General features: G+C 67.1%; 23 protein-coding genes. 12 read left to right on the forward strand and 11 right to left on the reverse strand.

Translation table 11 applies throughout. The annotated features are described in order from the left end of the window. Nucleotides 1-34: 34 nt before the first annotated feature. Nucleotides 35-187: a hypothetical protein gene (locus J9314_RS15665; protein ID WP_210603251.1), complete on the forward strand. Its 153-nt coding sequence runs from the start codon at nt 35-37 to the stop codon at nt 185-187. A gap of 13 nt (nt 188-200) precedes the next feature. Here the strand turns inward: J9314_RS15665 and J9314_RS15670 are convergent, their stop codons facing one another. Further along, on the reverse strand, nt 201-1,061 hold the full coding sequence (locus tag J9314_RS15670; RefSeq protein ID WP_210603252.1) for a DsbA family protein: 861 nt from the start codon (nt 1,059-1,061) through the stop codon (nt 201-203). Between the two features lie 267 nt (nt 1,062-1,328). Then, nucleotides 1,329-3,488: a serine/threonine-protein kinase gene (locus J9314_RS15675; protein WP_210603253.1), complete on the reverse strand. Its 2,160-nt coding sequence runs from the start codon at nt 3,486-3,488 to the stop codon at nt 1,329-1,331. A 65-nt stretch (nt 3,489-3,553) separates the two neighbouring features. On the opposite strand from J9314_RS15675, the gene J9314_RS15680 reads away from it, so the two are divergent. Together J9314_RS15680 and J9314_RS15685 are read left to right on the forward strand one after the other, a co-directional pair. Further along, nucleotides 3,554-5,143 (forward strand): alpha,alpha-trehalose-phosphate synthase (UDP-forming), encoded by a 1,590-nt coding sequence (locus J9314_RS15680; protein WP_210603254.1) that lies wholly within the window; start codon nt 3,554-3,556, stop codon nt 5,141-5,143. A gap of 10 nt (nt 5,144-5,153) precedes the next feature. Continuing rightward, nucleotides 5,154-6,179: a trehalose-phosphatase gene (locus J9314_RS15685; protein WP_210603255.1), complete on the forward strand. Its 1,026-nt coding sequence runs from the start codon at nt 5,154-5,156 to the stop codon at nt 6,177-6,179. Between the two features lie 8 nt (nt 6,180-6,187). On the opposite strand, the gene J9314_RS15690 is transcribed toward J9314_RS15685, so the two are convergent. Together J9314_RS15690 and J9314_RS15695 are read right to left on the reverse strand one after the other, a co-directional pair. Further along, complete coding sequence (locus tag J9314_RS15690) at nt 6,188-7,285, reverse strand: LacI family DNA-binding transcriptional regulator (protein WP_210603256.1); 1,098 nt, start codon at nt 7,283-7,285, stop codon at nt 6,188-6,190. Next, nucleotides 7,282-8,265 (reverse strand): LacI family DNA-binding transcriptional regulator, encoded by a 984-nt coding sequence (locus J9314_RS15695; protein WP_210603257.1) that lies wholly within the window; start codon nt 8,263-8,265, stop codon nt 7,282-7,284. Before J9314_RS15695 ends, J9314_RS15690 begins: the two co-directional genes overlap by 4 nt. A gap of 183 nt (nt 8,266-8,448) precedes the next feature. Between J9314_RS15695 and J9314_RS15700 the strand changes: the two genes are divergently transcribed. From J9314_RS15700 to J9314_RS15715, 4 genes are all read left to right on the forward strand, one after another. Continuing rightward, nucleotides 8,449-9,189 (forward strand): ABC transporter ATP-binding protein, encoded by a 741-nt coding sequence (locus tag J9314_RS15700; RefSeq protein ID WP_246490432.1) that lies wholly within the window; start codon nt 8,449-8,451, stop codon nt 9,187-9,189. Between the two features lie 3 nt (nt 9,190-9,192). Beyond that, nucleotides 9,193-10,515, forward strand: coding sequence for a DUF4032 domain-containing protein (locus J9314_RS15705; RefSeq protein WP_343207026.1), 1,323 nt, complete (start codon nt 9,193-9,195; stop codon nt 10,513-10,515). A gap of 247 nt (nt 10,516-10,762) precedes the next feature. Next, complete coding sequence (locus tag J9314_RS15710) at nt 10,763-11,584, forward strand: SDR family NAD(P)-dependent oxidoreductase (RefSeq protein WP_246490433.1); 822 nt, start codon at nt 10,763-10,765, stop codon at nt 11,582-11,584. 205 nt (nt 11,585-11,789) lie between these two features. After that, nucleotides 11,790-13,346, forward strand: coding sequence for an amino acid permease (locus J9314_RS15715; protein WP_246490434.1), 1,557 nt, complete (start codon nt 11,790-11,792; stop codon nt 13,344-13,346). 69 nt (nt 13,347-13,415) lie between these two features. On the opposite strand, the gene rlmB is transcribed toward J9314_RS15715, so the two are convergent. Continuing rightward, nucleotides 13,416-14,354 (reverse strand): 23S rRNA (guanosine(2251)-2'-O)-methyltransferase RlmB, encoded by a 939-nt coding sequence (gene rlmB, locus J9314_RS15720; RefSeq protein ID WP_210603259.1) that lies wholly within the window; start codon nt 14,352-14,354, stop codon nt 13,416-13,418. Between the two features lie 61 nt (nt 14,355-14,415). Beyond that, on the reverse strand, nt 14,416-15,867 hold the full coding sequence (cysS, locus tag J9314_RS15725; RefSeq protein WP_210603260.1) for a cysteine--tRNA ligase: 1,452 nt from the start codon (nt 15,865-15,867) through the stop codon (nt 14,416-14,418). A gap of 248 nt (nt 15,868-16,115) precedes the next feature. Between cysS and J9314_RS15730 the strand changes: the two genes are divergently transcribed. Both J9314_RS15730 and J9314_RS15735 read left to right on the forward strand, forming a co-directional pair. Then, nucleotides 16,116-17,675 (forward strand): sodium-dependent transporter, encoded by a 1,560-nt coding sequence (locus J9314_RS15730; protein ID WP_210603261.1) that lies wholly within the window; start codon nt 16,116-16,118, stop codon nt 17,673-17,675. 1 nt (nt 17,676) lies between these two features. Next, nucleotides 17,677-17,790: a methionine/alanine import family NSS transporter small subunit gene (locus J9314_RS15735; protein WP_152346846.1), complete on the forward strand. Its 114-nt coding sequence runs from the start codon at nt 17,677-17,679 to the stop codon at nt 17,788-17,790. Here the strand turns inward: J9314_RS15735 and J9314_RS15740 are convergent, their stop codons facing one another. Next, nucleotides 17,791-17,946 (reverse strand): hypothetical protein, encoded by a 156-nt coding sequence (locus J9314_RS15740; protein WP_210603262.1) that lies wholly within the window; start codon nt 17,944-17,946, stop codon nt 17,791-17,793. Between the two features lie 148 nt (nt 17,947-18,094). Between J9314_RS15740 and J9314_RS15745 the strand changes: the two genes are divergently transcribed. The 3 genes from J9314_RS15745 (at nt 18,095) to J9314_RS15755 (ending at nt 21,428) form a co-directional block, all read left to right on the forward strand. Further along, a complete protein-coding gene (locus J9314_RS15745; RefSeq protein WP_210603263.1) occupies nt 18,095-19,186 on the forward strand; it encodes an S-(hydroxymethyl)mycothiol dehydrogenase in 1,092 nt (363 codons plus the stop codon). Continuing rightward, entirely contained in the window at nt 19,186-19,857 is a 672-nt protein-coding gene (locus tag J9314_RS15750; RefSeq protein ID WP_210603264.1) for an MBL fold metallo-hydrolase, read from the forward strand. The genes J9314_RS15745 and J9314_RS15750 overlap by 1 nt, the downstream gene beginning before the upstream one ends. A gap of 155 nt (nt 19,858-20,012) precedes the next feature. After that, nucleotides 20,013-21,428 (forward strand): amino acid permease, encoded by a 1,416-nt coding sequence (locus J9314_RS15755; RefSeq protein ID WP_343207027.1) that lies wholly within the window; start codon nt 20,013-20,015, stop codon nt 21,426-21,428. A 209-nt stretch (nt 21,429-21,637) separates the two neighbouring features. Here J9314_RS15755 and J9314_RS15760 read toward each other — a convergent pair whose 3' ends face one another. The 4 genes from J9314_RS15760 to J9314_RS15775 are packed head-to-tail and all read right to left on the reverse strand — an operon-like array spanning nt 21,638 to nt 24,811. Further along, entirely contained in the window at nt 21,638-22,774 is a 1,137-nt protein-coding gene (locus tag J9314_RS15760) for a hypothetical protein (protein WP_210603265.1), read from the reverse strand. Nucleotides 22,775-22,830: 56 nt separating this feature from the next. Then, nucleotides 22,831-23,316, reverse strand: coding sequence for a 2-C-methyl-D-erythritol 2,4-cyclodiphosphate synthase (gene ispF / locus J9314_RS15765; RefSeq protein WP_210603266.1), 486 nt, complete (start codon nt 23,314-23,316; stop codon nt 22,831-22,833). Next, on the reverse strand, nt 23,313-24,335 hold the full coding sequence (locus tag J9314_RS15770) for an IspD/TarI family cytidylyltransferase (RefSeq protein ID WP_343207058.1): 1,023 nt from the start codon (nt 24,333-24,335) through the stop codon (nt 23,313-23,315). Before J9314_RS15770 ends, ispF begins: the two co-directional genes overlap by 4 nt. Beyond that, complete coding sequence (locus J9314_RS15775; protein ID WP_135539215.1) at nt 24,329-24,811, reverse strand: CarD family transcriptional regulator; 483 nt, start codon at nt 24,809-24,811, stop codon at nt 24,329-24,331. The genes J9314_RS15770 and J9314_RS15775 overlap by 7 nt, the downstream gene beginning before the upstream one ends. Nucleotides 24,812-24,969 lie beyond the last annotated feature (158 nt).

Below are 24,969 nucleotides of genomic sequence, written 5' to 3' on the forward strand. Positions count from 1 at the left end.
AGACCGAGCGTCTGCGCCTACACGATAGTAGTCCATGGCCCGTGCCCGCCACAAAACTGCGGGGACGACGGAAGCTGACGCCCACCTCGGCGGGGACGACGAAGGCCAGCCCCACCTCGGCGGGGATGACGAAGGCCGGCCCCCACCTCGGCGGGAACCGGTCTTCGCAAGCGATGCGCTCAGCTGAAGCGCCTCGGCGATCAGCCCTTGACTTCTCCGGTGGCCTTGAGGATCTCGGTGGCGAGCGCCTGCGGGTCACTGGTGTTCTCGGTGTGCTTGCCGTTGATGAGCACCCACGGGGTGGCCTCGACCTTGTCGTCCAGGGCGCTCTGGCTCGACTGCTCGACGAACTTCTTGAACGTCTGGTCGGTGACGCAGGACTCCACGGTCTGCTCGGGATCGGCCTTGAGCTTCGCCGAAGTGTCGATTCCGGCATCCTTGGCCACCTTGAGCAGCTCGTCGTCGGAGCGCCCCTCGGAGCCCTCTTCGGGCTGCTGGGCGTAGAGCGCATCGAAGAGGTCGATGGCCTTGTCCGGCTGGCTGTCGACGACGCAGGCGGCGAGGTTGGCCGAACGGGTCGAGTACTCGTTGCCGCTGGACATGCGGTCGAGGAACGACACGGGCTTGTAGTTGATGACGATCGTTCCCTCATTGGCGAGCTTCTTCAGCATGCCGGAGTTCGAGTCTTCGAAGGCCTTGCAGCCCGGGCACTGGAAGTCGAGGTAGACCGTGACCGTGGCAGCGTCCTTCTTCGCGCCGGCGTCGGTCGCGGCGGGAAGGTCGGTCTTCTCACCTTCCGGCATCTTCAACGGCTGGACGAGAGCGTTGTCCTTGGAAACCGTGATGCCCTCGGAGACGTAGTTCTCGGGATTCACCGCCGGCTTGTTCTGCTGGAAGATGAGCACACCGACCACGGCCAGGACTGCGACGATGACGACACCGATGCCGACGTACAGAATCGTCTTGGCGGTCTTCTCCTTCTTCGCCTGATTCGCTGCGATCTGGCGGGCGTTCTCACGCGCCTTTTTGCGCTTGTCGTCTCCGGAGCTGTTCTTCGCCATTGTTCCTCACGTTGGATCGTCTGACATCGGTGCGGCCTGCGGCCCGAAGCGTGCGGGGCGGCTGTGGCGACCCGACGGCACCACTGTACCGAAACTGTCTCCGCACCGGCTCCCAGAAATATTCAAGGTTCAACTAGAGCCCGTCACCGGCTGCGCTGCCCAGACCGAACCCGACCGAGAGTCCCCCGCCGCCCAGACCGAACCCGCCCGAGAGTCCCCACGTCTCGGGCACGCCCGGCAGGCTTCCCTGGCAAGGTGTCCAATCGCTTACACCGGCCCCGGCAGGTAGTCGAAGGGATTGATCGGCAGCGGCCACCAGGACATGGCCGCTCCCGACTGGATGACCATGACCGCGAGCACTACGAGCAGTGCCGTCACCGCCAGCGCGATGAGCCGCCCCAGGTGGTTCCGCGTTGCGCCCGAGACGACCGCCCTGGAGCCGTAGCGCAGGCTCGACGCTCCCGGACCGACCCACAGCACCAGCGACCCCGCGGCCCCAGCGGCCCACACCGACCACTGTTCGGAATCGCCGCTGGGCACGATGCCCGCGATGTCGAGTCGCGTGAGCACGAGCATGGCGACGGCCGCGATCGCCGGCAGGATGAACGAGGCGATCGATGTCAGGACCGATGCCAGCACCGCCCCCGGCGCCGAGGCGAGCGCCCGCCCGAATCCGCCCGATTCCATTCCGCGTTCGAACCGGTACCGCTGGACCTTCCGGTCCAGACGCGTGCCCGTGCGTGCGAGCACCGACCAGAGCAGCGCCACGACACAGATGACCAGCGGACTCAGCGGCATGACGGCCACGGCGAGGACGATGAGACCGAAGACGACCCATCCGCCGCTGCGCACCCGCCGGTAGGTCATCGGAGCCCACGGATATCCGCCTGGCCCACCCGGCTGCATGGGCTGACCGTCCGGTCCGCCGGGCTGGCCGATCTGCCCGCCCGGACCTCCGGGCTGCATGATCTGACCACCGGCACCCTGATTGCCCGCGCCATGGCCTCCGGCATCGGGACCGCTCTGACCGGACCATGACCCCTGCCCGTTGCCGGACTGGACGAATCCTGCCCGGCCGAGGTCGGCGCCGGCCATCCGAGATCCCGGAGCGGCCTGGATGCTGCCGTTCGGATTGCCGACCGGCGGCGCCGTGCCCTGCCGCGTCGGATCGGGCATCTGCCCGGGTCCGTACCCCGAGCCGCCGAGGTGGCCGGAACCTCCATGATTCGTCGGACGACTGGAGCCCGGGTACTGCGGCTGTCCGGCATGGCCCGGCCCGCCGACACCGGGCCCGCCGACACCGGGACGGCCGTCAGCGGCTCCCGGGTAGCCTGTTCCCGAATACCCCGAGCCCGGATACCCCGATCCTGCGTAGTCCCCGCGCACTCCGCCGCGCCCGTCGGCCGCTCCGGATCCGGCTCCCCCGGGCCCGGCCGCACCGTAGCCGGCAGCGCCGCCGGCCACTCCCCCGGCCAGCGCACCACCGGCAGCGCCGAGAGCGCCGGCCCCGAGGCCACCGCCGCCGGCTCCGCCGTCATCCACGGCAGGCATGACCGCGGTTCCGCTCGGGGAACGATTGATGCCGCCACCGGGCCCGGCACCGGATCCTCCGCTGGGCCCGGAGCCGAGCTGCGGCATCCGTCCGGACTCGATGTCGACGAGGGCGTCAAGGATCATCTGCCCTGAGGGGCGACGTTCGGGCTTCGAGTCAAGGCAGGCGGCGATGAGGGGCACGAAGTTCTTCGGCGCCCCATCGAGATCGAACTTGCCCATGGCGACTCGTCCGAGCACCGCCTCGAGCGGTCCGGAACCGTAGGGATTGCGACCGGTCGCGGCGAAGGCCATCGTCGCGGCCCACCCCCACCAGTCGGTCTTCTCGCTCGAGGCCTTCCCATCGGCGATCTCCGGCGACAGGTAGCCGGGCGTGCCCATGACGAGTCCGGTCGCGGTCACCCGCACCTCGTCGGCGACCTGGGCGATGCCGAAGTCGATGACCATGGGCTCTCCGTCCATGATCATCACGTTCGCGGGTTTGAGGTCGCGGTGGATGACACCGGCGTCATGGACGGCGTTGAGGGAGTCCAGCAGCGCATGCCCGAAGTGGACGAGTTCGTCCTCGGCGAAGGGGCCGTTGTCGCGGACGTCATCGGACAGCGTCTGCCCGTCGACGAATTCGGTGATGATGAACGGCTGCGCGGAGTCGAGTTCGGCATCGAGCACCTCGGCGATGCGGGGGTGGCGGATGCGCCGCAGGGTCCGTGTCTCCCTGGCCAGACGCTTGCGCGCAGTCTCGTCATTGGCGATGTGGGGGTGGAGGACCTTGACGGCGACCGGGTTGTTTCCGCCGTCGACACCGAGGTAGACGACACCCATGCCGCCCGAGCCGAGCTCCTCGATGAGGCGGTAGCCCCCCAGTTCCTGAACCATCACCTGGCCAAGCCTAGTCGAGCGGGTACAGTTCATTCCAAGGACCGACACAGGAGGAGGCGCAGATGAGCACCGTCGACTCTGCCGAGCCGAGCACCGAGATCCCCACCGGCGGAAGCGATTTCGTCGTCGTGGCCAACCGTCTTCCCGTCGACCGCGACCCCGATGATCAGAACGCGCAATGGCGCACCTCACCTGGGGGTTTGGTCACAGCGGTGGCTCCGGTGATGAAGTCCCAGGAGGGCGCGTGGATCGGGTGGACGGGGGTGCCCGATGAGGAGTTCGAACCCTTCACGATCGACGGCATGCACCTGACCCCGGTGACCCTGACGAGTGAGGATGTCCTCAGGTATTACGAAGGGTTCTCCAACGCCACACTGTGGCCGCTCTACCACGATGTCATCGTTCCGCCCGAGTACCACCGCACATGGTGGGACGCGTATGTGCGGGTGAATGAGCGCTTCGCGGCCAAGGTCGCCGAGGTGGCCGCGCAGTGCGCGACCGTGTGGGTCCATGATTATCAGCTCCAGTTGGTTCCGCAGATGGTGCGGCGGCTGCGCCCCGACCTCGCGATCGGCTTCTTCAACCACATCCCGTTCCCTCCCTATGAGCTCTTCGCCCAGCTGCCCTGGCGCGATGAGATCCTCCGCGGCCTCCTCGGCGCCGACCTCATCGGGTTCCAACGGCCGGCGGACGCGGCGAACTTCCGTCGCGCCGTGCGCGGGCGACTGGGATATTCGACGAAGGGGTCGACGGTCTCGGTCCCGCCGGGTGACTTCCTCCCCGCCCACCTCGTCCGCGCCGAGTCGTTCCCGATCTCGATCGACACCCCCTACCTCGAGGAGCTCGCTCGCGATCCGAAGATCCTCGAGCGGGCGAAGCAGATCCGCGAGGAGGTCGGCAATCCGCGGGTGGTCATGCTCGGCGTCGATCGCATGGACTACACGAAGGGCATCCGACACCGGCTCAAGGCGTTCGGGGAGCTGCTCGCCGAGGGCCGCCTCGATGTCGAGGACGTCGTGCTCATCCAGATCGCCACGCCTTCGCGCGAGCGGCTCGAGCAGTACAAGATCATCCGCCACGACGTCGAACTCGCCGTCGGTCGGATCAACGGCGAACAGGTCGACGTGGGCTCGATCCCCGTGCGCTACCTCCACCACTCCTACCCGCGCGATGAGATGACGGCGTTCTTCCTCGCCGCCGACGTCATGTTGGTCACCGCTCTGCGCGACGGAATGAACCTCGTGGCCAAGGAGTATGTGGCCTGCCGCAGGCGAGACGACGGATCCCTCGTGCTCTCCGAGTTCACCGGGGCGGCCGAACAGCTCAAGGGCGCGGTGATGGTCAATCCCCATGACATCGCCGACCTCAAGGCGGGCATCCTCGAGGCCGTGCAGATGGACGAGAAGACCCGCTCCCGTCGGATGAAGCAGATGCGCAAGCGGGTCGCCACGGACACCGTGAGCCGGTGGTCGCAGAACTTCCTCGCCGAGCTCGAGCACATCAAGCACAATCCCGAGGTCATCGTCCCCGATGGGCCCGTGGTGCAGAAGAACCGGACCGCACCGCCACCGGATGTGCCGGCCGCCCCCTCCGATCGCGCCGACCGACCCGATGATGCCGAGTGGACAGACGACATCTCCACCGCCCGCTAGGAGGCGCCGAGTGACATCGAAGCCGACCGTGCTCGTCCCTGCCCTGTCGACCCCCGCCGAGGTGGACCTGCGTGAGCTCGCCACCGCCGATTCCCTGCTGGTTGCTCTTGATTTCGATGGGGTGCTCGCACCCCTGCAGGACGATCCCGAGACCTCGCAGATGACCGCGGGATCGGCCGCGGCGATCGCTGCCCTGGCCAGGCTGCCGCACACCCGGGTGGCGTTGGTCTCCGGCCGTGACATCGCGACCCTGTCACGGCTGACCGAGACACCGGAGTCGGTGTGGATGATCGGCTCCCACGGCGCCGAGGCGGCGCTCGGCTCGGGCATCGAGAGTGACCGTGCCGGAATCGCCCCTGTCGGACGCGACGGCGCGGACCTCGCACACGGCACCGGGGCCTCGCACTCCCCCGAGCTCACCGCGGCCGAGCAGGAGAGGCTCACGGCCATCGATGCACACATCGAGGCCTTCGAAGACGCTCTTCCGCCGACCGCATCGGAGATGCTGACGGACCTGCTCGTCGAGCTCAAACCCTATTCGCGGACCGTGCACACCCGCGGCTTCGACCCCGAGGTCGCCGCTGCCCTGCACGAGCACGCCATGCAGGTCGCCGAGGAGTTCCCCGACATCCGGGTCATCGAGGGCCACGACATCACCGAGCTCGCGGTCAAGCAGGCGACGAAGGGCGACGGCCTGCGGCTCCTGGCCCGCGCGGGAGCGCCGACGGCGATGGCTTATCTCGGCGACGACGTCACCGATGAGGATGCTTTCGCCGCCCTGCACGATCTGTCAGCCGACCAGACTCTCGATTCCGGCCCGACTGACAAAACCGGCCAGACTGACAAAACCGGTCTGCCTGACAGAACCGGTCTGCCTGACGAAGCCGGCCCGACTCTCGAAGCCGGCCTGACCGTCAAGGTCGGCACCGCTCCGACTCAGGCGAGGTGGCGGATCACCGGGCCCGATGCCGTGGCCGATCTCCTCGGCCGACTCGCAGCCGAACGTGCGGACCACCTCGGCGCCGAGCGCGGCTGAACCGCCGCTCAGCGGCGCTGCGGGGGTACCGCGCTGGCGCGCAGCACGAGATCGGGGTTGACGGTGTAGTCGACATGGACACGGTCCTCACCGGCGGCGATCATTCCGCGGATCTCGTCGATCGCGGACTGTGCGACGGTCGCCCAGTCATAGACGACCTGCGAGAGCGGGGGTTCGATGACATCGGCATCGGGCACGTCGCCGACCGTGAGCACGGACAGGTCGCGGGGTACGTCGAGGCGCAGACGCTGGGCGGCCTCGAGCAGGCCGAAGGACAGTGACGGGGCGCACGCGATGACCGCAGTGCACCGCAGATCGATGAGTTCGTCAGCGGCGGCGACTCCGGCCATCGCCCCTCCTGCGGCCTCGACGACGGGGGCCTGATCGCGGGTGGCGGGAATGTGGAGGATGCCGGCCATCGACCGGCGGAACCCGGCGATCCGGGCCGGTGCCGCGGAATCGCGCAGCACCGCGAGTCCGATCCGACGGTGTCCGAGGTGGACGAGGTGGGCCACAGCAGTATCGATGCCTCCGGTCGCGTCGAGGTAGATGCGCGAGATCCCGTCGTCGTGACGGGCGTTCGAGATGCGGATGAGCGGCAGCCCGCGCTGGGCGAGCATCCCCGCGAGCACTCCGGCGGCACCGCCGCCGACGACGATGGCCCCGGAGACCCGGGGGCCGCCGCGTGCGTCGTCGAGGATCGTCTCTGCGAGCGACTCGTTGTGTTCAGCGACGGCCTCGATATGGACGACGGCGACGCGCAGCCCGTACATCCGGTTCGTGAGGATCTCGGCCAGCCGCGAATAGGGGTCGACATTGCCCGCGGACACAGCCGGTTTGATGAGTGCGATGAGCGGTTCCCCGCCTCCGGCGCCGCCGGTGCGCGACTGCCCGGGGGCCTGCTGCTCGGGACCGTGACCGGCCGCGCCGAGGATGGCCAGGGCCTGCTGCACCTTCTGCCTCGAGGCAGCCGAGACCGAATCGGGATCGCGCAGGGCACGGGAGGCCGTGGCCTTCGAGACCCCGGCCGTGCCCGCGATCTCGGCGAGGCGGACGTGCCGGTGCTCGGGCGTGAGAGCCTGCCCGGCGCTGTTCTGTTCGCTCACTGCCGGGCCGCCGTCGTCGAGGTGCGGGCGATGAGGCGGGGCCGGAACACCGGCGGCACCGTCGGCACCCCTGTCGTCGAGATCCGCAGAGTGTTGAGAGTCGCCGCGACCAGCGCGTTCGACAGGCCCTCGATGTCGAGGCCGAGGACCGTGGCCGGCGGACCGGTGAACTTCATCGTCGGGGAGTCGCCGAAGCCGACGATCGACATGTCGCGAGGCACCTGCAGGTGCCGGTTGCGCAGTCCGTAGAGGGCGCCGTGCAGCTGCAGCGCCGACTGCACGATGACCGCGGTGCAGGTCGCGTCCTTGAGCTCAAGCACCGCTCGCGAGCCGCCGGAGAACGACTTCGGCACCCGTGCGATCCAGTCCTCGAGGTCGAGTCCGAGATTCCGTGCGGGGTGTTCGGCGAGGAAGCGGCGGATCAGCTGGACGGCGAGTTCGCCGCTGTCGTTGCAGATCAGACCGATCCGCCGGTGACCGATCGCACGCAGATGTTCGAACGCGGTGGTCATTCCGCCGCCGAGGTCGAGCCGAGCGGCGATGAGGTCGGAGCCGCCGAGGTCCTCACCGTCGCTGGCGGACTGCTCGTCGACGCGGATACAGGGGATCTCGGTGTGCAGGCTCGTCAGCGTCGGCGTCACCAGGGCCACGGCCCCGGCGTCGATCGCGACCTGCAGCGGTTCGGGATCGGTCTCCACCAGGGGGCGGGTGACGAGCAGATCGTGCTCCTGCAGAGCCTGGGCCACACGGGTGCACACCTGGACCTGCCAGTATTCGGGGTTGCCGGGGGCACTGACGGCCACCAGCCGCCTCGGCGCATCATGGAGCAGCGTCGAACGCGAATAGCCGAGCTCATTCATCGCCTCGAAGACCTTGGCCCGCGTCGTCTCAGCAACGGCACCGCGCCGGCCGAGGACGCGGGAGACCGTGGCCAGGGACACTCCGGCCCGGGCGGCGACCTCGTCGAGCGTGACCTTCATGCGTGCCAGTCTACTTTCGGCTGTTGTGTGCGTCGGCGCAGAGCCATCGTGCTGAGAATCACTCTACGCTTTGTCGAATAGACTGAGCACCCGCCCGATCCACCCCGTAGGATGAGAGGGACTGAGCATCCCCGCCAGGTCACCGACGACCAGCTGCTCACCGAGTTACTTAGAGGAGGACTTATGTCAACGGTGTCGTTGAATGGCCTCAGTCATGTCTACGAGAACACGACGTCCGAGTCCGTGCATCCTTTCAACCTCTTCGTCGACACAGGCGAATTCCTCGTCCTCTACGGCCCGTCCGGGTCCGGCAAATCGACGATCCTGAGGATGCTCCACGGGCTCGAGACCCCGAAGACCGGGACCATCCTCATCGATGGCGTCGACATCACCCACACCGCAGTCAACGACCGCGACGTCACCCTCGCGCTCGAGAGCTACGCCCTCTACCCGCACATGAGCGTGCGCGACAACCTCGGCTTCGCGCTGCGCGTCGACGGCCTGCCCGTCGAGGAGATCACCGACCGCGTCGAATCCGTGATGGAGACGATCGGGCTCACCGACATCCTCGACTCCGTTCCCGGCGACCTCACCCAGCTGCAGCGCCAGACCGTCGCGCTGGCACGTGCCGTCGTCCGCCGGCCCAAGGTGCTCATCATGGACGAGCCCGTGGTCAACCTCGTCCCCGAGCAGCAGGCCGAAACCCTGTCGCTGATCAAGGAGCTCCAGCAGGAGTTCGAGCTGACCACCATCTATGCGACCTCCGACCTCGCCGATGCGAAGGTCCTCGGCGACCGGATCGCCTTCCTCGACCGCGGCAGGCTCATCGGAGTGGAGAAGCCCGAACTCGCCGAGGCGCTCGTGTCCTCCACCGACCCGGACTCGGTCTCACACACCGACCCGGCCTCGACCCCGGACGAGTAACCCGTGCCGGGCATCCCGTCCCAGCCTTCGTCCGCGGGCACAGCGGGCGCGCCCGGCACGACGCCCGAGCCGGGTTCAGCATCGGAGCCCGGCACGGCGCCCGAGATCCACACGGTCCGCCACGCCGATCGCACCGCCCTCGCCGAACTGCCGTGGCATCTGCCGCTGGCACAGTGGCCGGAGAAGCTCCTCGGCGGACTCCCCCGCGGCATCTCCCGCCATGTGGTGCGCTATGTCGAGATCGGCGACGAAGTCCTCGCGATCAAGGAGACCGAGGACAAGCAGGCGATGCGGGAGTTCGACATCCTCGGGGCACTGGGCAACCTCGACGTGCCGCTGGTCGAACCGCGTGCCGTCGTCAGCGGCCGGACCACCGCAGACGGGCAGAGGCTCAACGGCGCACTCATCACCGCCTACCTCGAATTCTCCCTTCCCTACCGGGCGCTGTTCTCCCGGGATCTCGCCTCGGACACCGGGGGCCGCCTCGTCGATGCTCTGGCTGTGCTGCTCGCCCGGCTCCACCTCGTCGGGTTCTACTGGGGCGACGTGTCACTGTCGAACACCCTCTTCCGCCGTGACGCCGACGCCTACGCCGCGTACGTCGTCGACGCGGAGACCGGGGAACTGCACGACCAGCTCTCCGACGGGCAGCGGAACATGGACCTGCGGATCGCGCGGATGAACATCGCCGGGGACTTCCTCGACCTGCAGGCCGCAGGTCTCGTCGATCCCGAGACCGATCCGATGGCCGCCGGGCAGCGGCTGTGCGAGTCGTATCAGGGGCTGTGGACGGAGCTGACCCGGGTCGAGGAGTTCAGCGTCAACGAACGCTGGCGCATCGACGAACGCATCCGCCGCCTCAACGATCTCGGCTTCGACCTCGGCGAGGTGACCGTGACGACCGACCTCGACGGCATCAGCCTGCTCGTCGAACCGAAGGTCGTCGAACCCAATCACCATTCCCGGCGTCTGCTGCGCCTGACCGGGATCGGGGCGAACGAGAACCAGGCACGGGCGATGCTCAACGACCTCGACTCGTTCCGCTCCGCCCCGGAGATCGCCGAGGTCGACGAACTCGACGAATCCGAGGCCGCCCGACGCTGGCTCGACGAGGTCTACAAACCCCTCATCCAGGCGATCCCGGAGAACCTCACCCGCAAGCTCGAGCCGGGACAGATCTTCTACGAATTCGCCGAGCATCGGCGGACGATGGCCCGCGCCCGACAGCGCGACATCCCGACCATGGAGGCCATCGCCTACTTCATCGTCGACTACCTGGCGAACCTCCCCGATGAGATCCGCTACGTCGACAGCGAGAAGTTCTGACCCTCGCCGAGGCGGAGTCACCCGACCGCACGGCCCGCCCCACTGCACGGCCCCGCCGGTGGGAGGCAGCGCAGATGGGAGGCCCCACCGAAATCGGCAGCTCCCGCAGTGGGACGTGGAAATCTCCCCCACCGATGTTCCACAGGGTGAAACGACAACGGTGGAGCCGCCTCGGCGGGCATAGCTTTGATCGTGAAGGAGGGACGATGTCGTCCCTCCCGGCCGAAACCCCACGGAAGGATCCCTGATGACCACCACCGAGCCGATGCCTACGAACGAGAACAATCCGTCGATCCCGGGCCTGTTCGAGCTGACCGGTCGCACCGCGGTCGTCGTCGGCGCGGGCTCGGGCCTCGGCCAGGCCAGCGCGATCGGTCTCGCCGACGCGGGAGCCCACGTCGTCGCCGCCGACCTCAACCTCGCCGGGGCCGAAGCGACCGCCGCGCTCATCGCCGACCGCGGGGCCGGATCCGCCGAGGCCGTCGCTGTCGACATCACCGACACAGACTCCGTCGACGCCCTCGTCGCGGCCCGGGCCGATGCGCAGGTCCTCGTCGTCACCCCCGGTGCGAACGTGCGCAAGCGGCTGACCGCGACGACCGATGACGATTTCGACCGGGTTATCGACATCAACCTCAAGGGCACCTACCGGCTGATGCGCGGCTTCGGCCGGGAGATGGCAGCTCGGGGTCGCGGCTCCATCGTCACCTACGCGTCGTTCAGGGCGCTGGCCATCGAACCGGGTCAGGGCCTGTACGCGGCGGCCAAAGCCGGGGTCGTGCAACTGACGAAGACACTCGCCAGCGAGCTCGGCGGGCACGGCGTGCGGGTCAATGCGATCCTGCCCGGACCCTTCGACACTCCGCTGACGCAGCAGATCAAGGCCGACGAGACGTGGTGGAACGCGTACGCCGACAAAACCGCCCTGGGCCGCTGGGGTCGTCTGCACGAGATCGCCGGGCCCGTCCTCTTCCTCGCCTCCGACGCATCGAGCTACATCACCGGGCATTCGCAGCTCGTCGACGGCGGATGGATGGCCCAGGACGGACGGTTCACCCCCGACGTGTGATGCGGGTGAGTCGGGACCCGTCCGGCGGGTGTTTCAGCGCGGTTGGGTGCGGCCCCGCCGCCTGCCGGGCGGCGTGGATGGGTGCGGCTCGGAGACTGCCCGGCGACGTGGCTCGTGTGAGATCGGCGACGCGGCGGTCGATCGTTCCCCGTGATCGCGGGGAACCCAGCCGAGAAGATATGCATCATTATGCAAGAATATTCATATGACCGATTCTGACACGCCCTCCACACACCCGACAGCCACCTCGGCGGGGGTGCTGCGCCAACTGGGACGGCGCAAATCGATCGGCTCGATGGTCACCGACGCACGGATCGACGACGTACGGGTCGATGGCTCTGCACAGATCGACGACGGCGCACGGGTCGATGGCAACACCGAGGGTTCGGGGCGGCTGCGTCGGACGTTCGGCGTCTTCCAGCTGACGATGATCAGCGTCGGGGCCACCTTGGGCACGGGAATCCTCGTCATCCTCGGCGAGGCCGTTCCCGTCGCGGGTCCCGCGGTGTGGCTGGCGTTCGTCCTCGCCGGCGTCACTGCGCTGCTCTCGGCGGTCAGCTATGCCGAGATGGCGGGCATGGTGCCGGTGTCGGGGTCGAGCTATTCGTACTCGTACGCGACCCTCGGGGAGGGTGTGGCCTGGATCTGCGGCTGGTGCCTAGTTCTCGAATATGCGGTTTCGGTCGCCGCTGTCGCCGTCGGTGCCGCCGACTATGTCAATGAGACCCTGCGGGTGTTCGGGCTCGAGCTGCCCGGCGCTCTGACCACCGGGCCGGGGGTTGCGGACAATCCCGGAGGGGTCATCAACGTCTCGGCACTCGTCGTCGTGGCGCTGGCGACGGTGCTGCTCATGCGCGGGGCCAAGGAATCCGGCATCGTCAACACGATCCTCGTGTTCGTCAAGCTCGGGATCCTCGTGTTCTTCGCGATCGTCGCATTCACCGCGTTCAAGGCCGGAAACTTCGCGCCGATGCTGCCGATGGGCGCCGCCGGTGTCACTGCGGCCGCCTCGAGCGTGTTCTTCTCCTACATCGGCTTCGACGCAGCCTCGACGGCCGGTGAAGAGGCGAAGAACCCCCGCCGCGACCTGCCGCGGGCGATCATCCTCTCGATGCTCATCGTCACCGCCATGTACGTGCTCGTGGCGGTGGCCGCGATCGGGGCCCGGCAGTGGCAGTGGTTCGCAGGAGCCCAGGCCCCGCTCGTCCAGATCGTCGAACAGCTCACGGGTTCGAACCTCGCCGTCCTCCTCTTCGCCGTCGCCGCGGTGCTCGCGATCTTCTCCGTCGTCATCACCGTCCTCTACGGGCAGTCGCGAATCCTGCTGACGATGGCGCGCGACGGCATGGTGCCGAAGATCTTCGGCGTCGTCTCCCGGCGCACCGGCACTCCTGTGGCCGGCACCCTCATCGTCGGCGGGCTCGTCGCGATCACGGCGGCGCTGATCCCGCTGGGCGAGCTGGCCGACGCCACGAGCATCGGCACGCTCTTCGCGTTCTTCCTCGTCAACCTCGCCGTCATCTACCTGCGGGTGAAGCGTCCCGACCTCGAGCGGTCGTTCACGGTGCCCTTCGGCCCGGTCATCCCGGCCCTCGGCGCGCTCGCGTGCGCGTTCCTCATGCTCAACCTCGGCGGGCGGACCTGGGCCGTCTTCGGTGTGTGGATGGCCGTCGGCGCGCTCGTCTACTTCACCTACAGCCGCCGTCACTCGGTCGTCGGCGCGATGGACGAAGCGACCTACCGCACCACCCTCACCCCCTAATTGCTACGTGGCGGCGGCCCAGCAACCTTGCGCGAGGTTGCTGGGCCGCCGTCGGGTAGTAAAAGGGGTTTATGTTCGGCGGGCTCGGGCCACCTCGTAGAGAGAGACGGCCGCGGCGATGCCGGCGTTGAGCGATTCGGTCGTCGCGGCGATCGGGATCGACACGATCTGGTCGCACTTCTCCGCGATCAGTCGGGACAGTCCCTTGCCCTCGGAGCCGACGACGATGCACAGCGGGTCGCGGGTGAAGCTCAGTTCGGGCAGCTCTACGTCTCCGTCCATGTCGAGGCCGACGACGAAGACGTTCTGTTTCTTCAGCTCGTCGATCGCCCGCGCCAGGTTGACCACCTGGGCGACGCGGATCCGCGAGGCGGCCCCGGCCGAGGTCTTCCACGCGGCGGCCGTCATCGAGGCGGCGCGCCGTTCGGGGATGATCACCCCGTGACCGCCGAAGGCCGCGGTCGAACGCACGATCGCGCCGAGGTTGCGCGGATCCGTGATCCCGTCGAGGGCCACGAGGAGCGGGGTCTCGGCCCGGTCGGCAGCGAATTCGAGCAGATCGGAGGGGTCGGCGTATTCGTACGGCGGAACCTGCAGGGCGATGCCCTGGTGGATCGCGTCGTCGGTGAGTCGGTCGAGGTCGGGCTTGCTCGCCTCGAGCATCGAGATGCCGCGCTGCGTGGCCAGGGTGATCGACTCGCGGACACGATCGTCGGAGTCGATGCGACCGGAGACGTACATCGCGGTCGCCGGCACTCCCTCGCGCAGCGCCTCGAGCACCGAATTGCGCCCGGCGACCATATTCGGCCCGAGTTCCCTCTTCTTCCGCTTCGCCTGCGCCGAGGCATTGGAGGTCTTGCGGTTCTGCGCGGCCTTGTGCGCCTTGTGGTAGACGCGGTCCTCGGCCTTGGGCGTCGGGCCCTTGCCGCGCAGTCCGCGCTTGTTCTTACCGCCCGACCCCTTGGTCGGGCCCTTCTTCGAACCGCCGGAGCGGGGAGTGGAAGCCATGTGATTCCTATCGGGTGCGTGGAGGCCGCGAGCATGTGCCCGTGGCCGATGTTCGTGGTCCTCAGCCTTCGCCGAGGTGGTAGCGGTATCCGTCGGCCGTGTCCTCGATGATGACGCCGGCCGCCGCGAGTTCGTCGCGGATCGCATCCGCGGTCGCGTAGTCCTTGTTCCGCTTGGCCTCGGCACGCTTGTTCGCCTGGGCGGCGACGAGGGAATCGAGTGCCGATTCCGCCTTCGCGTCGGTGGCCGAACCGGCCCAGACCGCAGCGCTGGGGTTGACGCCGAGGATGTCGAGCATGAGCTCGACCTCGGCGACGATTCTCGCCAGACCCTCCGGGTCGCTTCCCGCATCGAGGAGCTTCGCTCCCTCGGTCACCTGGGCGAAGACTACGGACAGGGCCCGCGGGATGCCGAGATCGTCGTCGAGGGCGGCAGCGAATTCGACGGGAACATCGAGCGTGCGAGTCGCATATCCGTCGCTGACATCCGGCAGAGACGGGGCCTGAGCGCCGAGGGACTGCCTGGCCCGCTGGAGGAAGTTCGACAGCCGCTCGAGCGAGGCTGCTGAGCGTTCCATCGCCGTCGGCGAGAAGTCGAGGACCGACCGGTAGCTCGCTCCGGTGAGGAAGTAGCGCAGGGCCAACGGGCTGAAGGACTCGAACAGGTCGGAGGCGAAGACCGAGTTGCCGAGCGACTTCGACATCTTGTCCCCGCCGACGTTGAGCAGTCCGGAGTGCATCCAGATGTTCGCGAACCGGTCGCCGGCGGCCCGTGACTGGGCGAGTTCGTTCTCATGGTGCGGGAAGCGCAGGTCGAGTCCGCCGCCGTGGATGTCGAAGTTCGACCGCAGGTACTTCGTCGACATCGCCGAGCATTCGATGTGCCAGCCCGGACGACCGCGTCCCCAGGGGGAAGGCCAGGACGCGGTGATGGGTTCGGACTCCTTGTGGGCCTTCCACAGCGCGAAGTCGCGGGCGTCCTTCTTCCCGCGCAGCTCGGTGCCCTCGGCCAACTCCATGTCCTCGAGCCTCTGATTCGTCAGCTCACCGTAATCGGCCCACGAGGCGGCGTCGAAGTAGACATCGGCACTGCCGTCGAGAGCGGGATAGGCATGGCCTGCCTCGATCAGGCGGGAGATGAGTTCGATCATCTCGGTGATGTGGCCGGTCGCGCGAGGTTCGCTGCTCGGAGGGAGCACGTCGAGTGCGTCGTAGGCGTCGGTGAAGGCCCGCTCGTACTTATAGGCGTGAGCGAACCACTCTCGGCCCTCTTCGACGGACTTCGACAGGATCTTGTCGTCGATGTCGGTGACGTTGCGGACCATTGTCACCGAAAAGCCGCTGTAGAGCAGCCATCGGCGCAGGGTGTCGAAGACCGAGGCCGAACGCAGATGACCGATGTGGGGTTCGCCCTGCACCGTGGCGCCACAGACGTAGATCCCCACGTGTCCGTCGGTGACGGGGCGCAGTTCTTCCGTCGTGCGGCTGGCGGTGTTGTAGAGGGAGATAGTCACGCCATCAAGTCTACCGGCCCGCACCGGATTCACCGTTTCCCCGGATTCGATGCACGACTGTTACGCACCTCACGTGACTTACGGCACACCGCACAGGTGATTCCCAGTAAAGTGGAGGCAAGCAATAATGTTCGACGTGAGCGGCTTTCTCGCGTTTCGGACCTCAGCCGCGCCCCTCCGTCTCACAGAAGAGACTGCGGGGGCCAATCTCGGTCGCGCAGATCCGCGACCGGCCAAGAAAGGACATCATGTCACCCAAGTCATCACCCCAGAGGGAGGTCTTCGTCTCCCGCGGCGCGTTCATCTTCGCGGCCATCGGTTCGGCAGTCGGCCTCGGCAACATCTGGCGCTTCCCGTATATCACTTATGAGAACGGTGGCGGCGCCTTCATCATCCCCTATCTGGTCGCACTGCTGACAGCGGGCATCCCGCTGCTGTTCTTCTACTACGCGATGGGTCACCGTTCGCGCGGTTCGGCACCGCTGGCCCACCGAATGGCCCACAAGGGTGCAGAGCCCATCGGCTGGTTCGCCACCGGTGTCGCGATCGTCATCGGCATCTACTACGCCGCGATCATCGGCTGGGCCGGCTCCTATATGTTCTTCTCGCTCAAAGAGGCGTGGGGCGACGACGCGGAGGGATTCTTCTTCGGCGAGTATCTCAAGATGGGTGATCCCGGAATCTCGCTCGACTTCGTTCCCGGTGTGCTCATCCCGGTCATCCTCGTCTGGGCGGTTGTCCTCATCATCCTGCTCATGGGTGTCCAGAACGGCATCGCGAACTTCTCGAAGATCTTCATCCCGCTGCTCATCGTCCTCTTCCTCGCACTCGTCGTCCGGTCTCTGTTCCTGCCCGGTGCCGCTGAGGGACTCAATGCGCTGTTCACTCCGGACTTCAAGGCGCTGGCCGATCACAAGGTCTGGATCGCGGCCTATGGCCAGATCTTCTTCTCTCTGTCGATCGCCTTCGGCATCATGATCACCTACGCCTCGTACCTGAAGAAGAAGACGAACCTCACCGGCGCCGGCCTCGTCGTCGGCTTCTCGAACTCCGCGTTCGAGATCCTCGCCGGCATCGGCATCTTCGCGGCACTGGGCTTCATGGCCACCGCTCAGGGGGTCGAGGTCGCCGATGTCGCATCCTCGGGCATCGGCCTGGCCTTCGTCGGCTTCCCGACGCTGATCTCGGAGATGCCGGGAGGCGCGATCTTCGGATTCGTCTTCTTCGCCTGCCTCGTCTTCGCGGGCCTGACTTCGCTGATCTCGATCATCCAGGTGCCCATCCAGGCGCTGCGGGATAAGTTCCGCGTCGGCAACAAGGCCTCGACAGCATGGATCGTCGGAGGAATGGGCGTCGTGTCCATTCTGCTCATGCCCACCGTCACCGGCCTGTATGCGCTGGATACGATGGATGCGTTCGCGAACAACGTCGGCATCGTCGGTTCGGCCATCATGTCGATCGTGGTCGTCGGCTGGGCCATGCGGAAGCTGCCGGTCTTCAGCCGTCACCTCAACGCGGTCTCGAGCTTCAAGCTCGGTCCGATCTGGATGACGCTCATCTCGATCACCGGCGTGGTGCTCGTCTACATGCTCATCACGCAGATCATCACATTCATCTCCGACGGCTATGAGGGCTACCCGCCGCTCATCACCGGCGTCTACGGCTGGGGCATGATCGGACTGCTCATCGTCGGTTCGATCGTCCTCACCCTCATCAGATGGCCCAAGGAGACCATCGATGAGATGGAATCGGCGATCGCCGATTCCGTCGCCGAAGAGAACGTCCGCAACGAAACCAAGGGAGCCTGACATGGGCACTTCAGCAATCGTCATGATGGTCATCGCAATGGTCACCGTCTGGGGCGGCCTGATCGCAGCCATGCTGCATCTGCGCAAGCACCCCGACGAGGACGTCGCCGACTGATCACGTCCGGTCGAGCCGGATCCGCAGCGCCGCCTCGGCGACGTGGAACGGCTCACCCTCACCGAGGCGGCCCGATGCATCCGAAGCATCGGGCCGCCTCCGTCGTTCCACCCTCACCCCGGCCATGCCGAGCGCACCGTCTCGCCACCGGGTCACCACTGGTCCACGTCAGCCCGCTTGGTTAGGGTGGGGGCTGAGGACACCCCGACCCGGGGTGTCTCTGTTCCACTTCTGACACCGAGCGCGGCCCCATCAGGCACCGAGTGCCTCGGAGGCCCGTCGCCGGAGACACAAAGGAGACGCAATGCCACAGACTGTCAAGGGCGTCATCTCCCGCAGCAAGGGAGCCCCGGTCGAACTCACCGACATCGTCATCCCGGATCCGGGACCGGGCGAAGTCATCGTCGATGTGAAGTCGTGCGGCGTCTGCCACACCGATTTCCACTACCGCGAAGGCGGCATCAGCGACGACTACCCATTCCTCCTCGGCCACGAATCCGCCGGAGTCGTCTCTGAGATCGGTGAGGGTGTGACCAACGTCGAGGTCGGAGACTTCGTCATCCTCAACTGGCGTGCCATCTGCGGCGAATGCCGCGCGTGCAAGCGCGGAGAGCCCTGGTACTGCTTCGCCACGCACAATGCCTCACAGAAGATGACCCTGCCCGACGGCACCGAGCTCGAGGCCGCGCTCGGCATCGGCTCCTTCGCCGAGAAGACCCTCGTCGCCGCCGGCCAGTGCACGAAGGTCCCCGAATCCGATCCGGCCGTCGTCGGCCTGCTCGGCTGCGGAATGATGGCCGGCATCGGCGCCGCCATCAACACCGGTGAGGTCACCCGCGGCAAGTCCGTGGCGGTCATCGGCGCCGGCGGCGTCGGCTGCGCGGCGATCGCCGGTTCGGCTCTGGCCGGGGCGGGGACGATCATTGCACTCGACATCGATGAGAAGAAGCTCGAATGGGCGAAGGACCTCGGCGCCACTGACACCGTGAGCACCAAGGGCATGAGCGAGGACGAGGTCGTCGCCGCGATCCAGGAGCGCACGGGCGGATTCGGCGCCGATGTCGTCATCGACGCCGTCGGACTTCCCGCCACCTGGCGGCAGGCCTTCTACGGCCGCGACCTCGCCGGCACCGTCGTCCTCGTCGGCGTGCCCACCCCGGAGATGGAGCTGACCGTTCCGCTGCTGGACGTGTTCGGCCGCGGCGGCAAGCTGAAGTCCTCGTGGTACGGCGACTGCCTGCCCGACCGGGACTTCCCGATGCTCGTCGACCTCTACCAGCAGGGACGATTCCCGCTGGAGAAGTTCGTCACCGAACGCATCGGACTCGGCGACGTCGAGGCGGCGTTCGAGAAGATGGGCCAGGGCAAGGTCCTGCGATCGGTGGTGGAACTCTGATGACGGCCATCGACCATCTCGTCACCTCCGGGACGTTCTCCCTCGACGGGGAGACCCACAACGTGGACAACAATGTGTGGATCATCGGCGACGATTCCGAGGTCATCGTCATCGATCCCGCCCACGACATCGATGCCATCGCCGAGGCGGTCGGATCGAGAGAGGTCAAGGCCGTTCTGCTCACGCACGGTCACGATGACCATGTGGGAGTCGTCCGCGACTTCGCGCAGCGAGTGGGCAATCCCACCGTCTACCTCAATCCCGATGACTACGTCCTGTGGGACATGACCTATGACAGCTACCGCCCCGACGGTCAGATCGCCGACGGCGATACCTGGACCGTCGGCGGTATCCGACTCAAGGCGCTGCACACTCCGGGCCACTCCCCCGGTTCGACGTGCTTCTTCGTCGAGACCGGCCTGCCCGCACCAGCCACGGCCGGTGCCGGTCGCGCGGTCGGTCCGGTGCTGTTCTCCGGTGACACGCTGTTCAACGGCGGTCCCGGCGCGACCGGTCGGTCGTACTCGAGCTTCGAGACGATCATCGAGTCGATCCGCGACGTGCTCTTCGAACTCCCCGAGGCGACTGTCGTGCTCACCGGGCACGGCGATGCGACCTCGATCGGGGCCGAGCGTCCGAGCCTCGAGGAGTGGATCAAGCGTGGGCACTGATCGTCCTGCCTGAACATCTCCACCCGACTCGCGGCCCCCGGTTCATAGCGATCCGGGGGCCGCGTCGTTTTCGGTGGAGTTGCGGCGGCCGCTGACCTCCCTTTCAAGAGCACCCAGCATGCATCTTCTGCACTGCCGACGGCTACACTCGACGGGTGCCCGATTCACTCTCACAACAGCCCTCCGACGCGTCATCCGCCTCGGCTCGCGGCTCCGACACCTCCGCAAACGCCACCGGCCTCAAGGTGGGGATGAAGCCCCGCCACCTGGTGATGATGAGCCTCGGCTCGGCGATCGGCGCCGGCCTCTTCGTCGGTTCCGGTGCCGGCGTGCAGGCGGCCGGCCCAGCGGTCCTCGTGTCCTATGTCGTCGCCGGCCTCATCGTCATCTTCGTTATGCGCGCCCTCGGCGAACTCGTCGCCGCGGATCCGAATCCCGGAGCGTTCTCCCACTACGCGGGCAAGGCGATGGGGCCTGCCGCCGCGTTCGCCGTCGGCGCCCTGTGGTGGGTGCAGCTGTGCCTCGTCGTCGCCGCCGAGGCCACCGCCGCCGCGCAGATCGCCGCCTCCTACGTTCCCGCGGTCCCACAGTGGGTCATCGCCCTGGCGATCATGCTCGTCTTCACGGCCATCAACCTCACCACTTCAGGCAGCTTCGGTGAGTTCGAGTTCTGGTTCTCACTGCTCAAGGTCGCCTTCGTCGTGCTCTTCCTCGTCCTCGGAATCGCCTACCTCCTCGGCTGGACTCCGGCCGAACCGCCCGCGCAGATCTTCTCAGACGGGTTCATGCCCACCGGGATCTCGGGCATCGCAGCCGGACTGCTCGTCGTCGCTTTCGCCTTCGGCGGCATCGAGATCGTTGCGGTCGCCGCCGCCGAGACCGCGAACCCCGAGCGCAGCGTGAGCCAGGCGATCAAGACCATCGTGTGGCGCATCCTGTTCCTCTACATCGGTTCGGTGGCGATCATCGTCCTCGTTCTGCCGTGGACGGACGACCGCCTCGGCGAGTCCCCCTTCGTCGCTGTCCTGCAGACGGCGGGCCTGCCGTTCGTCGCCTCCCTGCTCGCCGCCGTCATCGTCATCGCCCTGCTGTCATCGATGAACGCGAACATCTACGGTGCCTCCCGGATGGCGTTCTCGATGTCGCAGCGGTCCATGCTGCCCCGCGGGCTCGGTCGCACGACCCGTCGCGGCGTGCCCGTTCCAGCCGTGCTCGCAACCTCGGCGTTCGGCTTCGTGGCTGTGGCGCTCAATTACTTCTGGGCCGCCGAGGTGCTCGGAGTCCTGCTCAACATCGTCGGCTCCACGCTCATCGTCACCTGGGTCGCGACGTTGGTCTCGCAGATCGTGCTGCGTCGCCGCGCCGAGGCGGCCGGGGACCCCCTGCCGCTGCGGATGTGGGGCTACCCGTGGCTGTCGTATGTCACGCTCGCCGGCATCGCCGTGATCATCGGCCTCGGTCTCACCGTCGCGTCCGTGCGCTTCCAGATCATCGGGACGCTCGTCTTCGTCGTCGCGCTCTACCTCGTCGGCCTCATCGTCACCAAACGCCGACCCGCTGCGAGGGCCTGAGCCGGGCTGGGCTGAAGCCGACCGGGCCGTGCTGGGCTGGCCTGAATCCTGCCGGGCTGGCCTGAACCCGGCTGAGTCAGACTGGGCCGAGTCAGACTGGGCCCGGCCAGAATGGGTTGAGCCGAGCTGGTTCAGACTGGGTTGAGTCAGACTGAGTTGGACCTGGCAGAGCCGAGTCAGACCGAATCCGACCAGGCTCAGCCACAGGCTCAGTCGACAGCAACCGCGGCGTCGAGCGCGGCGATCTGCTCCCGCAGAGCCGTCGTTGCCGAGGCACGTGTCGCCCACCCGGTGAGCATGTCCCGAGTCTGCCCGACGTGACGGCCGAAGTGCCGACCGGCGTAGATGGTGACGTCGATGGGAAGCACCGCCTCCATCGTCTCGAGCACGGCTCGAGCGACCGGCGCCGATACGGCCTTCGCGACCGATGCAGACAGGGGAAGGGGCAGTCCGCTGCGTGCCCGCACTGCCTCGGCGGCGGCCCTCGCCGGACGATTCAGGTGCGACTTCAGCTGAACCCAGGAGCCGCCGCGGATGCTCAGTTCCGCGACGTAGGGGATGAACACTGTCGGCGGCAGCGCGATCGCGGAGGGCGGCACCGGCATGACGAGTCGGCCGAGCTCACGGACCAGTCGCTTCACTGTCTCGCGCCGCCCGCTGACGAGGAACCTCGGCGCGGCTGGCGGGGCCCAATAGCGCACCTCATGCCCGGTCGCGGCGTCGCCGTCGGCGACGCGTTCGGACACGAACGCAGGACCGAAGACGACCACCTCGGCGTCGGGAAACTGCGTCCGCGCCCGGTCCAGGTCCCCATCGACCTGGCTGGTGATCGCAATGACGGGGGCGGAGATCTGACGAATCGCCGAGGCGACCGTCGGGTCGAGGTCGCACGGACGGGTGGAGAGGACGGTGAGGTCCCACGGACCGGCTTCCCGCGCCCGGTCCCAATCGGTGATCGTCACCCGCCTCGTCGCCGCCACCCGCGTCACCGACCATCCGGGTGCAGCCTCGGCAGAGGTGTCGCCATCCGCATGTGCACGGAGCTGCGCACCGGACCTGTCGTTGACGGGCCCGCTGTCGCCGGGCCTGCCGTCGCCTGAACGGCCGCTGCCGGGCACGCCTTCGCCTGAACCGCGGTCAATGGGTCCGCCGTCCCCTGAACCGCCGTTGCCGGGTCCGACCGGGCGCTGATCACCGCTCGGATCGATGACACTCACTCGACGCGGATAGGCCGCTCGCGGCCACGGGGCCGGCCTACGAGACACGACCGCAACCTCGTGAGCGTCGGTGAACAGCGCGGCTCCGGCGAGGCCGATGGCTCCGGCTCCTTGAAAGAGGATTCTCATCGTGCGCCTGCCTCTCTGTTCGGATCTCTCACGGCTCGTGTCTCAGTTCTCGTGTCTCAGTTCTCGTACACAAGTGCAGAGGCGATGGCAGCGACCCCCTCGCCTCGCCCGGTCAGCCCGAGTCCGTCGGCCGTCGTCCCCGACACCGAGACCGGGGCGCCTGCGGAGGCGGAGAGGATCTGCTCGGCTTCTGCGCGGTGGGAGCCGATCTTCGGCCGGTTGCCGATGACTTGGACCGCGATGTTGCCGACCTCGAAGCCGTGGTCGCGGACGATGCGGGCCGCCTCGCTGAGGAGGTCGGCACCCGAGGCACCGGCGAGCTCCGGACGATCCACCCCGAAGTGCTCACCGAGGTCACCGAGGCCGGCAGCGGAGAACAGCGCATCGCAGCAGGCGTGGACCGCCACGTCGGAATCCGAATGCCCCTCGAGTCCGCGTTCTCCCGGCCACAGCAGACCCGCAACCCACAGCTCGCGCTCGGCATCGACGGAGAACGCGTGGACGTCGACACCGATGCCGGTGCGCGGAATCATCGTGCTCATCGTGGATCTCCTTCTGTCCCGCTCCCCGAGGTCTCACCGTTCCTCGAGGTTCCACTGCTTTCGGAACTCCCAGAGCCTCCAGAACGCCCAGAGTCAGTGTCTGCGTCTCTCAATCGTGCAAGGTGTTCGCCGAGGATGCGGTCGAGCGGATAAGTGATCTTCAGTGCCTCTTCGTCACCGGCGACGGCGACGACCTCGACTCCCAGACGCTCAACGAGGCCGGCATCGTCGGTGGGGACGGCCGCGCGCACCGCGTCGAGGTCCTCGCCCGATACGTCGCCCTCGGCAGTCACAACATCGTCGGTCACGTGATGGTCGTAAGCGCGCAGCAGAGTCTCGGCGCGGAATCCCTGCGGGGTCTGGACCCGTCGCAGGTGTGCCCGATCGAGATCTCCGCGCACCACGGCGTAGGACCCGGCGGTTCCCACAACCGCTGCCGGATCAGAATTGTTTGGTCGATCCACCGTGGTTTCGGCGACAGAATCGCGGCGGATCGACCGAACAATGCCGTCGGAAGTGCGATCCACACCCGTGTCATCGCCGGCGGTCGTGCTCGATCCCGTCGCGGGGTGAACAACTGCCCGCCGGACGGAATCGATCATGGGCAGAACGGGGACGACAGCCTCGGCGCCGGAGAGCACCGCGGCATGCACGCGACGGAACACATCGGGCGGGGTCAGGCACCTCGCCGCGTCATGGACGAGCACGACCTCAGCATTGCTGACATGTTTCAAGGCGATTTGCACCGAAGCAGTGCGGTCTTTTCCACCTGCTACGGCTGTGATTGGAATAGAGGTATTCATGCGCTCGGTTACCGAGTCGATTTCCTCACGTGCACGCAAAAGAAAATCCTCGGGAGCGGCCACCACGACTGTGGTGGCGACTCCCGAGGAGATGATCGTCTCGAGGCTGCGAGCCAGAAGGCTCCGCCCGTGGATATGGGCGAAGGCCTTCGGCTCTCCGCCGCCCAGACGAGATCCCGACCCCGCGGCCGGGATGATGACACAGGTGCTCAGGATGCGAGCACTTCGTCCAGCAGGGCCTCTGCCTCGGACTCTTCCTTCTTCTCGGCCAGGGCGAGTTCGGAGACGAGGATCTGACGTGCCTTGGAGAGCATGCGCTTCTCGCCGGTCGACAGGCCGCGATCCTGCTCGCGACGCCAGAGGTCACGAACGACCTCGGCGACCTTGATGACATCGCCGGACTGCAGCTTCTCAAGATTCGCCTTGTAGCGGCGGGACCAGTTGGCGGGCTCCTCGACGAATTCCGCGCGGAGGACGTTGAAGACCTTTTCCACGCCTTCCTCACCGACGACGTCTCGCACACCGACGAGGTCGCAGTTCTCGGCCGGCACCTCGATCACTAGGTCGCCGTGGGCAACCTGGAGCTTGAGATACAGTTTCTCCTCACCCTTGATGGATCGCTTCTTGATTTCTTGGATTGTCGCTGCACCGTGATGTGGATAGACAACAGTGTCGCCGACCTGGAAACTCATATTCTCTTCAAACCCCTTTCGCGGAATCCCAGTTTACCATGAGGCGCGCCACAGAAATCGCTCAGGGTAATGATTCTTCATGCTAGGCTCCGCCCCTCATCCTCGACCGAGGGGCCGCTCAACCGCCTCGCCAGCGGGGACGTCGGCATCGGTTGTCC

The sequence above is a fragment of the Brevibacterium oceani genome, assembly GCF_017948325.1.
GTDB lineage: Bacteria > Actinomycetota > Actinomycetes > Actinomycetales > Brevibacteriaceae > Brevibacterium > Brevibacterium oceani.